The sequence below is a fragment of the Delftia tsuruhatensis NBRC 16741 genome (genome assembly GCF_001571325.1).
GTDB classification, from domain to species: Bacteria; Pseudomonadota; Gammaproteobacteria; order Burkholderiales; family Burkholderiaceae_C; genus Comamonas; species Comamonas tsuruhatensis.
This window is the reverse complement of the sequence record NZ_BCTO01000065.1, coordinates 19,415-31,862: the sequence shown is the minus strand read 5'-3', so window position 1 is coordinate 31,862 and position 12,448 is coordinate 19,415. Positions and strand designations below refer to the sequence as shown.

12 protein-coding genes are annotated in these 12,448 nt (G+C 67.6%); 6 read left to right on the top strand and 6 right to left on the bottom strand.

Going from position 1 to position 12,448, the window contains the following annotated elements; genetic code table 11:
- On the bottom strand, positions 1–1,978 hold a 1,978-nt coding region (locus DTS01S_RS25430; RefSeq protein ID WP_455737552.1), incomplete at its 3' end, for an InlB B-repeat-containing protein.
- A gap of 504 nt (positions 1,979–2,482) precedes the next feature.
- On the opposite strand from DTS01S_RS25430, the gene DTS01S_RS25425 reads away from it, so the two are divergent.
- Positions 2,483–2,782, top strand: coding sequence for a hypothetical protein (locus DTS01S_RS25425; protein ID WP_016446382.1), 300 nt, complete (start codon positions 2,483–2,485; stop codon positions 2,780–2,782).
- 34 nt (positions 2,783–2,816) lie between these two features.
- Here DTS01S_RS25425 and DTS01S_RS25420 read toward each other — a convergent pair whose 3' ends face one another.
- From DTS01S_RS25420 to DTS01S_RS25410, 3 genes are all read right to left on the bottom strand, one after another.
- A complete protein-coding gene (locus DTS01S_RS25420; RefSeq protein ID WP_016446383.1) occupies positions 2,817–3,521 on the bottom strand; it encodes an SDR family oxidoreductase in 705 nt (234 codons plus the stop codon).
- A gap of 29 nt (positions 3,522–3,550) precedes the next feature.
- On the bottom strand, positions 3,551–4,552 hold the full coding sequence (locus DTS01S_RS25415) for an NADP-dependent oxidoreductase (RefSeq protein ID WP_061289492.1): 1,002 nt from the start codon (positions 4,550–4,552) through the stop codon (positions 3,551–3,553).
- 72 nt (positions 4,553–4,624) lie between these two features.
- The gene (locus tag DTS01S_RS25410) at positions 4,625–5,230 is read right to left on the bottom strand and encodes a TetR/AcrR family transcriptional regulator (RefSeq protein ID WP_017404313.1); all 606 of its coding nucleotides are present in this window, start codon (positions 5,228–5,230) and stop codon (positions 4,625–4,627) included.
- 70 nt (positions 5,231–5,300) lie between these two features.
- On the opposite strand from DTS01S_RS25410, the gene DTS01S_RS25405 reads away from it, so the two are divergent.
- From DTS01S_RS25405 to DTS01S_RS25390, 4 genes are all read left to right on the top strand, one after another.
- Positions 5,301–6,611 carry a flavin-dependent oxidoreductase gene (locus DTS01S_RS25405; RefSeq protein ID WP_061289495.1) on the top strand — a complete coding sequence of 437 codons (1,311 nt, stop codon included), beginning with the start codon at positions 5,301–5,303 and terminating at the stop codon, positions 6,609–6,611.
- A gap of 98 nt (positions 6,612–6,709) precedes the next feature.
- A complete protein-coding gene (locus DTS01S_RS25400; RefSeq protein WP_016446387.1) occupies positions 6,710–7,612 on the top strand; it encodes a glutamate ABC transporter substrate-binding protein in 903 nt (300 codons plus the stop codon).
- Positions 7,613–7,615: 3 nt separating this feature from the next.
- On the top strand, positions 7,616–8,278 hold the full coding sequence (locus DTS01S_RS25395; protein WP_061289489.1) for an ABC transporter permease subunit: 663 nt from the start codon (positions 7,616–7,618) through the stop codon (positions 8,276–8,278).
- Complete coding sequence (locus DTS01S_RS25390) at positions 8,275–9,075, top strand: amino acid ABC transporter permease (RefSeq protein ID WP_061289486.1); 801 nt, start codon at positions 8,275–8,277, stop codon at positions 9,073–9,075. Before DTS01S_RS25395 ends, DTS01S_RS25390 begins: the two co-directional genes overlap by 4 nt.
- 19 nt (positions 9,076–9,094) lie before the next feature.
- Here the strand turns inward: DTS01S_RS25390 and DTS01S_RS25385 are convergent, their stop codons facing one another.
- Positions 9,095–9,331 (bottom strand): hypothetical protein, encoded by a 237-nt coding sequence (locus DTS01S_RS25385; protein WP_016446390.1) that lies wholly within the window; start codon positions 9,329–9,331, stop codon positions 9,095–9,097.
- A 174-nt stretch (positions 9,332–9,505) separates the two neighbouring features.
- Here DTS01S_RS25385 and DTS01S_RS25380 point away from each other — a divergent pair, with 174 nt between their 5' ends.
- Positions 9,506–10,888 (top strand): aminotransferase-like domain-containing protein, encoded by a 1,383-nt coding sequence (locus DTS01S_RS25380; RefSeq protein ID WP_061289484.1) that lies wholly within the window; start codon positions 9,506–9,508, stop codon positions 10,886–10,888.
- On the opposite strand, the gene DTS01S_RS25375 is transcribed toward DTS01S_RS25380, so the two are convergent.
- Entirely contained in the window at positions 10,869–12,359 is a 1,491-nt protein-coding gene (locus DTS01S_RS25375) for an MFS transporter (protein ID WP_061289481.1), read from the bottom strand. The two genes, DTS01S_RS25380 and DTS01S_RS25375, sit on opposite strands and share 20 nt — an antisense overlap.
- Positions 12,360–12,448 lie beyond the last annotated feature (89 nt).

Sequence of the window (12,448 nt, the reverse complement as noted above, 5' to 3'; positions counted from 1 at the left end):
TGACCGTGCCGTTGACGGCGGCGGGGGTGGCGATGGAGTGGGTGTTGGGCGTGAAGGTGGCCGAGACGGTGCGCGACGCGGTCACGCTGGTGAACTGGCATGCACCCGTGCCCGTGCAATCGCCCGACCAACTGGTGAAGTGGTAGCCCGCATCGGGCGTGGCGGTGCAGCTTGCGTCCTGGCCGTGAGTGACGGGGTTGGGCGTGCAGGTGACTGTGCCGTTGGCCGGGGCGGGGACGATGCCGATGGAATAGGTGTTGAGTACAAATGTGGCACCCACGCTGCGCGGGCTGGTCACGTTGTAGAGAATGCACGCGCTGGCAGTGCCCGCGCAATCGCCCGACCAATGGGTGAAGTGGTAGGCCATCGCGGGCGAGGCGACGCAGATGGTGTCTTGCCCATGGGGCACGGGGTTGGCCGTGCAGTTCACGCTGCCGCCGGTGACGGCAGGGGTGGCGATGGCGTAGGTAATCGGCGCGAAGGTGGCTCCCACGCTGTGCGCGCTGGTCACGTTGGTGAACTGGCATGCACCCGTGCCCGCGCAATCGCCCGTCCAGCCGGTGAACTGAAAGCCCGTTTGCGGCGTGGCAGTGCAGCCAGCGGCCTGGCCGTGGGGCACGGGGTTGGGCGTGCAAGACATGCTCCCGCCCGTGGTGGCAGTGGTAGTGATGGCGTAGGTGATGAGCGTCGTGTTGGCAGAGACGGTGGTAGCCCCGAGCACCACGGGCTGGCAAGCCCCCGTGCCGCTGCAGGCGCCGCCCCAGCCGCTGAAGGGGCGGGCGACAGGGTCGTGCGCCGTGGCCGTGCAGGTGGCGCTGGAGCCATGGGTCACGGGGTTCGGGGTGCACTGTGCGCTGGCAATGCCCGCATCCGTGTTGACTGTCACCATGTACTGGCGCGGTGCCAGGCAAGCGGCCGTGGTGCCGCCGCTGATGCCCGCGCAATTCCAGCGGAAGGCATCGGACGCGGCAGACTGGTTGGTGGCCGAACCGACGCTGCACAAGAGGGTTGGCAAGGTGAGCGAAGGCGCAGTGCTGCCACACGCGCCATTGGTGGGCGGCGGGGCGAAGGTGGCGCTGATGGTGCAATTGCCGGTAATGGTCGCAGTGGTGTAGGTGTTGCCCGCAAGCGATCCGCCGCAGCCGCTGACCTGCACCGTATAGCCCGGTGGCGTGGTGAGCGTGAAGCTGGCCTGCTGCCCCGCCGCTACATCGCGCCCCGCCTCGATGCTGCCGCCGCCCGTGGCCTGGGAGGTAACGAGGTAGGCGCGAGGCACGGAGCATTGCGGCGAAGGGTTGCCGCCGTAGCTGCTCTGGCACACCCAGGAGAAGGAGTAGGTTTCACCCATCACGCCGCTGGTCGTGCCCACGCTGCACAGCAAGGCGTCTGGCGGATAACGGCGAGGCGTGGTGCTGCTGGCACTGCCGCACACGCCATCGAGCTGCACGGAGCCGGCCTCGACCGTCATGCCGATGGAGGTCTGCGGCTCGGCCACCCAGGCCGGGTTGTGGCTCGCGCCTGAATACCAGGTCAGCCCGTCGTTGGTGGCCGTGGTGATCTGGCGGCGGATCATGGTCTGGCCGATGCTGCGCACCACCACCCAGGCAAAGTCGCCCGCCGCCACGATGCGGTCGCCCGTGAACACGCGCATGCCCGGCGTGGCCGCGTCGGCGGTGAAGGGGGCGCAGGCCGTCATGTCCACGAACGGCGTGGCGGCGCTGGCGTCGGTTGCGCACACTTGCAGCTCGAACTGGTCGATCTGGGTGAGATTCATCTTCACCTGCGTGATGCGCAGCGACTGGCTGCCAATCGGGATGCGGTTGGCCACCCACAGTTTGGTGTGGTAGCTGGAGTTGTGCTGGATGAGCCACGGGTCATTGGCGGCTGCCAGGTTGTCGAATACCGTGACTGCACCAGCAGACACTGAAGCCGCCGCCGTCAGCAGCAGCATGGCAATTCGAAGGGCAAGGGTTTTCATGGCGATGGGGTGGGTGGGTGGAGCGGTGTTCCACCCAGCCGCGATCGGCCATGAAAAATGCTTTCAGCGCTTGTGTATCAAGCGCTGAAAGCCATGTTGATGCAAGCGTGTGGCACGGGTGGATGCGCACTGCCGGCCATCTTGCGGGCGCGCAGCCCTGGCGGCTTGACTGTGCGTTCGTGCCGCGCTTGACTGGACGTTTCGCAAGCCTCACCCCCCCAAAAAAATGGGCGTTCCCCTCCCCGCCCGCGCTATCATCCGCCCCGGCCCCCTGTCCCGGGGCTGATGCTTCAAAACATCCGTCGTATAGCGGCACAGCCTCTCCGAAAGCGAGGCTTGGTACACCGAATCCATCAGTCAACGCAGATGCGATGGCCTGTGGATTCGATCCGCAATGGAGCACGGAACAATGAACGCCGTTTCTCTCGCCTGCGCGCCGTCTTTTGGCGCAGCCCCTCCCTCATGCCAGGCCTTTGTGCCCGGCCAACTGCGGAGGGACATGGCATGAACCCCGCCCAGCCCTCCCCCACCACGGACAGCCACAGCACCCGGCAGCTGTCCAACGCCCTCACCCAGGTGGACCATCTCGTGCAGCAAGGCTGTGCAGAAATCTCCGCCATCGCCCAGCTCGCCCTGGCATGGCTGGAGACCCCCAAGGGCCATCGCCACCTGGACGTGGTGGCCCGCGCCCTGCAAAGCATCCGCGACAGCGCCGACACGCTGGCCGACTACGCCGGCACCGAGGCCCAGACAATGGGCTGCGGATCTGCCATGGCGCGCACTTCATGGCCCGGCCTGTGTTGATGGTCCGGCCACGGGCTGCGACGGTCATCCAGGCTCAGGCGCCCTGCGGCAGATAGCTTGGCCGGGCCGCCGTCATGCCGCGCTTGACCTGCTGGGTGAGCTCGTCGGCCAGCACTTCATCGAGCCCAGCCTCCAGTCCGTCCAGCGCGCGGCTGACGATGTCCTCGGGGCTGGACTTCGGTGCGTCAAGCCCGCGTGTGAGGTCGGTATCGACATAGGCCATGTGCAGGCCCAGCACCTGTGTCTTCTGCCCTGCAAGCTCGCTGCGCAGGGCGTTGGTGAGCGACCAGGCGGCCGACTTGCTGGCCGAGTAGGCGGCCAGTTCGCCGCCATTGACCCAGGAGGCCACCGACAGCACATTGAGCAAGGCCCCGCCGCCGTTGGCCTTGAGAACCGGCGCAAAGGCCTGGCTCATGCGCAGCACGGCGAAGAAGTTGGTCTCGAAGATGCGCCTGGCGACCTCTTCGCTGTCGGGCGCCAGAAAGCCGCCGGGCTGCGCGATGCCGGCGTTGTTGATCACCAGCGTGACGTCCGACGCCTGCGCTGCGGCGGCGGCCACGTCCTGCGGGCGGTTCACGTCCAGCTGCAGGGCATGCACGCCGGGCTGGGTGACGGTGGCGGGGTCGCGCGCGCCGGCGTAGACCTTGCGGGCGCCACGGGCAAGCAGCTCGCGTGCGAAGGCCAGGCCGATGCCGCGATTGGCACCGGTGACGAGAACAACAGCGTTTTCAATTTTCATGGAGCACTCCAGGGGTGGGGGAAACAGATTCAACGGATCTTGATGACGACCTTGCCCTTGGCATGGCCGGCTTCGGCATAGGCAAGGGCCTCGTTGGTGCACTCGAATGCGAAGACCTTGTCCACGACCGGGCGGATGGCGCCCGCCTCGATGAGGCGGGTGATCTCGCGCAGCTGGCCACCGTCGGCCTTCATGAAGACAAAGGAGTAGTCGATGCCACGGCTTCGCGCCCGGCGCCTGATGCCGGAGCTGAGCAGCCGCATCACCAGCCGCACGAATGCAGGCGCCGCGATGTTTCTGCCAAACGCGGGATCGGGTGGGCCGGAGATGGAGACCAGCTTGGCGCCGCCCTTGAGCACGCGCAGGGATTTGCCAAGCGCCTTGCCGTCCTGGCTGTTGAGCACCACGTCGTAGTCGTGCAGGACATCCTCGAAGTCCTGCGTGCGGTAGTCGATGACGACATCCGCGCCCAGGCCCCTGACCAGATCGAAGTTGGCCGCGCTCGTCGTGGTGGCCACAGTGGCGCCCAGGTGCCGGGCCAGCTGGATGGCGAACGTGCCCACGCCGCCGGAGCCGGCCTGGATGAAGACCTTCTGCCCCCTGGCCAGCCGGGCCGTCTCGACCAGGACCTGCCAGGCCGTCAGGCCCACCAGGGGAATGGAGGCGGCCTCTTCCATCGTGAGCCCCTTGGGCTTGGGCGCCAGCGATGATTCCCTGACCGGCACGAACTCCGCGAACGTGCCGATCCGGAAATCGTCCGTGCGCGCATAGACCTCGTCACCGGGCTTGAACTGCCGCACGCGCGGGCCGGCCTTGACCACCACGCCGGCCACGTCGTGGCCCAGGATCAGGGGCAGGCGATAGGGCAGGATGAGCTTGAATTGCCCGTCCCTGATCTTGGAGTCCAGCTGGTTCACGCCTGCGGCATGGACCTGGACCAGGACTTCGTCGTCACGCAGCTGCGGCTCGGGTACGTCTGCCAGCTGCAAGGCGCGGTTCGCTCCATAGCTTTCCAGAATGAATGCCTTCATGGCTCTCCTTTATATGATGATCATCATATGTAAAGACGAAAAAATCCAGGCACAGGCACTGGGCATGCGCCATCACTGGTTGGCCGGCGCCAGGTGCTTGAGTGCTGCCTCGCGCAGGCTGTCGGACAGGGCCGGATCGTCCACCGCCCGTGCCAGCAGCAGGCTGCCGACCATGGTGGACAAGGTGACGAGCGCGCGCTCGTGGGCACCGGGCTGTCCCCAGTCCGGTGATTGGCGGGCGATGAGATCGACCATTTCCTTGATGTGGCCCGTGGCCACGCGGCGCACCTCCGGCGCCTGGCGCGAGGTCTCGGAGCCCAGGGCCGCCAGGGGGCAGCCCAACTCGGCGCGCTGGACATGTTCCTTGGAAAGATAGGCGGCCAGCATGGCCTGCAGCGCCATGCCGGGCGGTGCCTTGGCCACCACGTCGGCGACGGCGGCGCAGGACTCGGCGCAGGCCTTGCCCGCCGCTTCGGCCAGCATGGCATCGCGCGAGGCGAAATGGGCGTAGAAGGCGCCATGCGTCAGGCCCGCCTCCTTCATGATGTCCGCCACCCCGGTGCCGCCATAGCCGCTGCGGCGGATGGCACGCGCCGCCACGGAGACGATGCGCTCATGCGTGGCCTCCTTGGCGGAAGCCCGGGCGCTGGAATTTGTGTTTCGCATGATGGTCATCATACATTGTTTGCGCCATGCACGCGCCGCAGATGGGACATCCGCCCGCAGCCATTGCATGGACAATCCCGGCATGTCTGCTGCTGCTTCACACCACAATCCATCCCGCCCCGTGCTCATTGCCGGCGGCGGCATCGGTGGCATGGCCACTGCCCTCACGCTGCACCAGATCGGCGTGCCCTGCATCGTGTTCGAGTCGGTGGCGCAGCTGCAGCCGCTGGGCGTGGGCATCAACCTGCAGCCGAACGCGGTGCGGGAGCTGCATGACCTGGGCTTCGGCAACGATGTGCTGGACACCATCGGCCTGCAGGCCCGGGAATGGGCGCTGGTCGGGCGCAACGGCAACGAGGTGTATGCCGAGCCGCGCGGGCTGCAGGCCGGCTACCGCTGGCCGCAGTACGCGGTGCACCGCGGGCAGCTGCAGATGATGCTGTTCAACGCCGTCAGGCAGCGCCTGGGCGACGACGCCGTGCAGCTGGGCCGGCGCGTGGTGGGCTACCGGCAGGATGCCGAGGGCGTGACCGCCCTCATCGACACCCGCGATGGCCAGCGGCTGGAGGTGCAGGGCTCGCTGCTGGTGGCGGCCGATGGCCTGCACTCGGCCGTGCGCGCGCAGATGCACCCCACGCAGCCGCCCATACAGTGGGGCGGCGCCATCATGTGGCGCGGCACCACGCCCGGGGTGCCGGTGCGCACCGGCGCGTCCTTCGTGGGCGTGGGCTCGCTGCGCCATCGCGTGGTGCTGTACCCCATCACGCCGCCGGCCCCCGTCACGGGCCTGGCCACCATCAACTGGATCGCCGAGATCACGGTGGACAACCAGGGCGGCTGGCGGCAGGGCGACTGGAACCGGCGCGTGGCGCTGGAGGAATTCATCCACCACTTCGACGGCTGGGACTACGGCTGGCTGGACGTGCCGGCCATGCTGCGCGGCGCCACGGATGTCTTCGAGTACCCCATGATCGACCGCGACCCCGTGCCCACCTGGGTGGACGGCCGCGTGGCCTTGCTGGGCGATGCGGCGCATGTGATGTACCCGGTGGGCTCCAATGGCGCCAGCCAGGCCATCGTGGACGCGCGCGTGCTGGGTGCGCAGTTCCTTGCCCACGGCGTGGGCCCGCAGGCGCTGCGCGCCTATGACGACAAGCTGTGCAAGGACCTCTCGGCGCTGGTGCTGCGCAACCGGGGGGCCGGCCCCTTCGGCCTGCTGGGGCTGGTGGACGAGCGCTGCGGCGGCGTCTTCGACCATATCGACGAGGTGCTGCCACGCGAGGAGCGCGAGGGCTTCATGGCCCGCTACAAGGCCGCTGCCGGCTTTGCGATCGAGACGCTCAACGCAGCGCCCCCCACCATTGCGCCGGGACAGCGCGTGGCCGGGGCCTGAGCCCTTGTGCGGCGGCAAGGGCCGCGAGTCGCCATAATCGGCCCTTGCCCCTGGCAGCCATCCCCAGATTTACATCACAGACCCAGCAGGAAGACCCCATGCCGATCCAATCCATTCTGAAATCCACCGTGGTGGCACTGGCGATCGTGGGCAGCGGTTCGCTCTTTGCGCAGGGCGCGCCCCTGAACACAGCGGCGTTCGACGCCCTGATTGCGCAAGGCCCCGTCGCCGACGCCGCGACCATCGCATCGAGCACCTGGGCCAGCAAGATCAAGCAGGCCGGCACGCTGCGCCTGGGCAGCACCCAGACCTCCAATCTGTTTTCCCTGCTCAACGAGAAGGACGGCAAGATCCGCGGCTTCGACGCAGGCCTGGCCCAGCTGCTCACGCGCTACATCCTGGGCGATGCGTCCAAGTACCAGTTCGCGCAGGTCACCTCGTCCACGCGCGAGCAGGTGCTGATCAACAACCAGGCGGACATGGTGATTGCCACCTACTCCATCACCCCCGCCCGTGCCGAGAAGATCTCGTTTGCCGGCCCCTACTACACCTCGCAGGCCGGGGTGCTGGTCAAGGCAAGCAACAAGACCGTGCAGTCGTACAGCGATCTGGGCGGCAAGAAGGTCGCCACGCAGGCCGGCTCCACGGGGCCTGCCATCCTGGCGCAGCACGCGCCCAAGGCGGTCGTGCAGGAGTTCCAGACGCACCAGGAAGCGCTGGACTCCCTGCGCCAGGGCCGCGTGGACGCCTATGTGACCGACTACACCCTGCTGCTCAACACCCTGAGCCTGGGCACCGGCGACGCGCGGCTGGCGGGCGCGCCCTTCGGCACGCAGGATTCCTATGGCATCGGCCTGCCCAAGGGCTCGGACGGCGTGGCCTTCATCAACGCCTTCCTGAAGAAAATCGAAGCCGACGGCACCTGGGCCAAGCTGTGGACCATCTCCATCGGCCAGCGCACCGGCAGCACGGCCGTTCCCACGCCGCCCGCCCTGCCCTGAGCGATGGGTGACGTCTCCAGACTCCTCGCCGACCACGGGCCTGCCTTCTGGCAGGCCCTCTTGCTGACCTGGAAGCTCACCGCGTTCTCGTTCCTGCCCGGCTTCCTGCTGGGCGTGGTCGTCACGGTGCTCCGGTTGCTTCCGCTGCCGCCGCTGCGCTTCGTGCTGACGGGCTACGTCGAGATCTTCCGCAACATCCCCAGCGTGGCGCTGCTGATCTTCATCGTGTTCGCGCTGCCCGATCTCAACGTCGTGATCGACTATGAGCCCAGCGTGGTCCTGGCCCTGGCGCTGGTGTGTTCCGCGTTCACGGCGGACTATCTGCGCGCGGGCATCAACACCATCGCCGGCAGCCAGATCGAGGCGGCACTGAGCCTGGGCATGCGGCCCATGCAGATCATCTCGGCCGTGGTGCTGCCGCAGGCGCTGCGCTCGGTGGTGCAGCCGATGACGTCGCTGCTCATTGCGCTGATGCTGTCCACCTCGCTGGCATCCCAGGTGCCGCTGGCGGGCCGGGAGCTCACGGCGCTCGTGTCCAAGATCGCCAACGACTCCGCTGCCGGCATGGCCGCGTTCGCGGTGGCCGCCGCCCTGTACGTGGCCACCGGATTGCTGATCGCCTGGGCGGGCGCCATCTTGGAAAATAAGCTGCGGATACTGCGATGAGCCGTTCTCTGGAAGACATTCTGTTTGGCGCGCCCAGCCCGCAGGCCAGGAAGATCACGCAGGCGGTCAGCCTGATCGCCGCGGCCGGGCTGATTGCGCTGGCTGCGGGCGTCGTGTGGCGTTTTCATTCCGCAGGCCAGCTCGAGGCCCGGTTCTGGGAATTCTTCGCCTGGCCCACCACCTGGGCCTTTCTGGCCAAGGGCCTGCTCGGCACGCTGGCATCGTCGGCCATGGCCGCCGTGATTGCGCTGGCCCTGGGGCTGGTGCTGCTGGCGGGGCGCCTGGCGCGGCCCCGCATCGTGCGCTGGCCCAGCATCGCCGTCATCGAATTCCTGCGCGGCACGCCCACGCTGCTGCTCATCTACGTGTGCTTTCTGGTGCTGCCCGCCGCCGGCATCAAGCTGAGCACCTACTGGATGCTGACCCTGCCCATAGGCCTGAGCACCGCCGCCGTGGTGGCCGAGGTCTACCGCGCGGGCGTGCTTGCCGTGCCACGCGGCCAGACCGATGCCGCGCGAAGCCTGGGACTGACCGAGGTCCAGGTCTTCCGGTTCGTCGTCTTCCCCCAGGCGGTGCGCTTCATCGTGCCGGCGCTGGTCGCGCAGCTGGTCATCGTGGTCAAGGACACCACCTTCGGCTACATCGTCACCTACGGCGAGCTCATGCAGAACGCCAAGGTGCTCATTGCCAACTACCACGCGCTGGTGCCCGTGTACCTGGTGGTGGCGGTGCTCTACTGCCTTGTGAACTACGCGATATCCAGGGCGAGCAGGCGGCTGAACCGGCCCGTGCACTGAGGCCCGCCAGTGCCTGCCTTCAGGGAAGGCTCAGATCCATGCCGAGCATCCTGGCAAGGCCGAAGGTGAAGGCCAGCACGCACAGCAGCAGCAGCGTGAAGACGGCAGCGATCTTGCCGCCCGCAATGAGCAGCTCGCGCCTGTCCGCCCCCTTCTTCTTGCCTTGGTCGTAATGCCACTTGATGGCGAAGAACATGGCCGTGCCGAACACGAGCGCCTTGAACGTGACGAAGACTACGGGGATCCAATCGATCATTTTGAGAACTTCCAGCCAATGACTTGGCACTGTCCACGGTGGGGAGCCCCCCTCCCGGACATGAGAGGCAGAGCGTCAGCGACGGCCATGCAAGCACGGTGCTGCCACACCTTGTGGCGCATACTACCCAAAAGCAATTTCCATACATGGACCCAAACATCGCTGCTGAAAACCATGCAAGATGACTCTTTGCCAAGCTGGCTGCCGCGCCTGGCCGTGCAGCGCGGCCCCCGTTTTCTGCAGATTGCGGATGCCTTGCAGGCAGCGGTGGCGGACGGATCGCTGAAACCGGGTGACCGCCTGCCTCCGCAGCGCCTGCTGGCAGCGCAGCTGGATGTGGACCTGACGACCATCACCCGCGCCTACGACGAGGCCCGGCGGCGCCACCTGCTGGAAGGACGCGGCGCGCGAGGCACCTATGTCGCGGCGCCGAAGGTCGAATGGAGCTCGGTGCTCGACCTGAGCATGAACACCCCGCCGCCGCCCGAGGGCGTGGACTTCGACGACATGCTCAAACAGGGCTTGTCGCAGGTATTGATGAGGGCCGATGCCCAGCTGCTGATGACCTACCACCTGGGCGGGGGCAGCGATTCCGACCGCAAGGCCGCAGCCCAATGGCTGGAGCCGATGTTTGGAAGTCTGGATGACAGGCAGATCGTTGTCTGCCCCGGGGCGCAGGCGGCGATCGCCGCCCTGATTCTTGCGCTGACCGCGCCGGGCGACGTGATCCTGGCGGAGCCCGCCAGCTATCCCGGCCTGCGTGCCGCAGCGGCCCAGTTCGGCCGGCGCATCCTGGCGGTGCAGGCGGACAGGCAGGGGATGGTGCCGGAGATGCTGGAGCGGGCCTGCCGCGAGCACAGGCCGGCGCTGGTCTACCTCAATCCGACACTGCAGAACCCGACCGCCATCACCATGTCGGAAGGCCGGCGCAAGCAGCTGGCCAGCGTAGCCAGGCGCTGCCAGGTGCGCATCGTCGAGGACGACCCCTACTGGCTGCTGGCCGACGCCCCGCCGCCGCCCATTGCCGCATTCGCCCCGCAGCAGGTGTACTACATCTCGACCCTGTCCAAATGCCTGACGCCCGGCCTGCGCGTGGCCTTCGTGCTCATGCGCGACCCGCATGAACGCCAGCGCTTCCTGGTGGCGCTCAGGTCCTTTGCGCTGATGGCCACTCCGGTGACGGCCGCGCTGGCCACGCAGTGGATCCTCGATGGTTCGGCCGGGCAATTGATGGACGGCGTGCGCAAGGAGGCGCGCCTGCGCCACCGGATGGCCAGGGACATCCTGGCGGGGCGGTACAGCGGCGCCGGGGACGGCCTGCATGTATGGCTGGAGCTGCCGGGGTACTGGACTAGCGCCCAGCTGGCACGTGCCGCCGACAGCGAGGGCATCGCCGTCACGCCCGCGCAGGCATTCGCCACCGGCAGCGAATCCGTGAATGCCATCCGCATCTCCCTGGGCAGCATCAAGGACCGTGGACGCCTGCACGCCGGTCTTCAACGGCTGTCCCATCTGCTTGCACGGCTGCCGGAGTCGTTCAGCGCTGCCGTGGTGTAGCCGCGCCGGTCGCGGGAGCGCGGCTTGCGGCCGCAGCCGCAATCGCAGCCGCAATCGCAATCGCGAGCGCAGCCACGACCAGCACTGCCGCGACTGCGAACGTGATCCGCATCGCGTGGGCAATGGCCCCGGGATGCGCCGCGGCGATGTCGGCCGTCCCTGACGCGAACGCGAACACCATCCCCATCACGGATGCCCCGGTGACGAGCCCGAGGTTGCGCGACAGTCCGAGCATGCCCGACATCACGCCACGCTGGTCCGCAGCGACATCGGCCATGACGGCCGTGTTGTTGGCGGCCTGGAACAGCTGGTAGCCAGGGGTCAGGACGGCGATGGCGGCAACGTAGCCCGCAACACCGAACATCGCCGCAAGCACGGACAGGGCGAATGCGCCCGCCGCCATGGCGATGAGTCCGGCGATGACCATGGGGGCAGCGCCCAGGCGATCGACGACACGGCCGGCCGGGACACCGCTCAGGATGGCGATGAACGGGCCCACCGACATCACGAGCCCGACCGTGGTTTCGTCAAGCCCGAGCCCGCGAGACAGATAGAACGGCCCGCCCACCAGCGTCGCCATCATCACCGTCGAGACGAGCGCATTCATGGCCAGGCTCGCGCTGAAGCCCGGATCGCGGAACCGCTCCAATCGGATCAATGGCGATGCGGCTGCCGCCTGGGCCCTCGCGAAGAGCACGACGCCGAAGGCCGCGGCCGACAGCAAAGCCCCGTTGAGCGAACCGAAGCTTGCGCGCCCCAGCGTCATGGCGAGTGCATAGGCCACAAGCGTCAGAGCGAGCAGCAAGGTGCCCAGGTGGTCGAAGCGCGCCCGATCCGCCTGCGCCCCTTGGCGATGCACGGGCAGGTATCGATGCGCGAGAAGGAATGTCAGGACGCCCAGCGGCAGGTTGATGAGGAAGATGGCCCGCCAGCCGGGTCCGGCGATCAGATATCCGCCGAGTGCTGGACCGAGGGTGGTGCCCATCGCGGACATCGTTCCGAGCAGGCCCATCGCGCTACCGGTCCTCGCCTTCGGAACAGTCTCGGCGACCAGCGCCATGGAGAGGGCCATCATGATGGCCGCGCCCAGGCCCTGCACCGCCCGGGCGGCAATCAGCAGCCAGAGATTGGGAGCCAGGCCGCAAAGGACCGAGGCCAGCGTGAACAGGACGATGCCGGCCAGCAGCAGCCGTCGGCGGCCCAGGACATCGCCAAGCCGGCCGGCGCTGACGGTCAGGGCGGTGATGGCCAGCAGATAGGCCAGGACGATCCACTGGACCTGCTGGAAGGACGCGTTGAACGCCTGCGCGAAGGTGGGCAATCCCACGTTGGCGATGCTGGTGCCCAGCGAGGACAGCAGCATGGACAGCGAAAGGCTGGCCAGCACCCACCGGACTGGCGGCCCCTGTTGCGCACTGCCGGCCCCTGCCCCACCTGTTCCGGCACCGATCGGTTTCGACGTGGACTTCATCTTTGGCGACTCCCATATTCAAGTTCTCAGGAGCCTAGTGCCGTGCCTGGCATGGCGGAAGGCGCACTGCTCTCACTTTATTCATGCGT

What these genes read in the sequence shown, in the direction of transcription:
- DTS01S_RS25410 (WP_017404313.1), bottom strand. Translation starts at nt 5,230, where the DNA reads ATGATGACCATCATGCGAAACACAAATTCCAGCGCCCGGGCTTCCGCC.
- DTS01S_RS25415 (WP_061289492.1), bottom strand. Translation starts at nt 4,552, where the DNA reads ATGAAGGCATTCATTCTGGAAAGCTATGGAGCGAACCGCGCCTTGCAG.
- DTS01S_RS25425 (WP_016446382.1), top strand. Translation starts at nt 2,483, where the DNA reads ATGAACCCCGCCCAGCCCTCCCCCACCACGGACAGCCACAGCACCCGG.
- DTS01S_RS25420 (WP_016446383.1), bottom strand. Translation starts at nt 3,521, where the DNA reads ATGAAAATTGAAAACGCTGTTGTTCTCGTCACCGGTGCCAATCGCGGC.
- DTS01S_RS25390 (WP_061289486.1), top strand. Translation starts at nt 8,275, where the DNA reads ATGAGCCGTTCTCTGGAAGACATTCTGTTTGGCGCGCCCAGCCCGCAG.
- DTS01S_RS25380 (WP_061289484.1), top strand. Translation starts at nt 9,506, where the DNA reads ATGCAAGATGACTCTTTGCCAAGCTGGCTGCCGCGCCTGGCCGTGCAG.
- DTS01S_RS25400 (WP_016446387.1), top strand. Translation starts at nt 6,710, where the DNA reads ATGCCGATCCAATCCATTCTGAAATCCACCGTGGTGGCACTGGCGATC.
- DTS01S_RS25385 (WP_016446390.1), bottom strand. Translation starts at nt 9,331, where the DNA reads ATGATCGATTGGATCCCCGTAGTCTTCGTCACGTTCAAGGCGCTCGTG.
- DTS01S_RS25405 (WP_061289495.1), top strand. Translation starts at nt 5,301, where the DNA reads ATGTCTGCTGCTGCTTCACACCACAATCCATCCCGCCCCGTGCTCATT.
- DTS01S_RS25395 (WP_061289489.1), top strand. Translation starts at nt 7,616, where the DNA reads ATGGGTGACGTCTCCAGACTCCTCGCCGACCACGGGCCTGCCTTCTGG.
- DTS01S_RS25375 (WP_061289481.1), bottom strand. Translation starts at nt 12,359, where the DNA reads ATGAAGTCCACGTCGAAACCGATCGGTGCCGGAACAGGTGGGGCAGGG.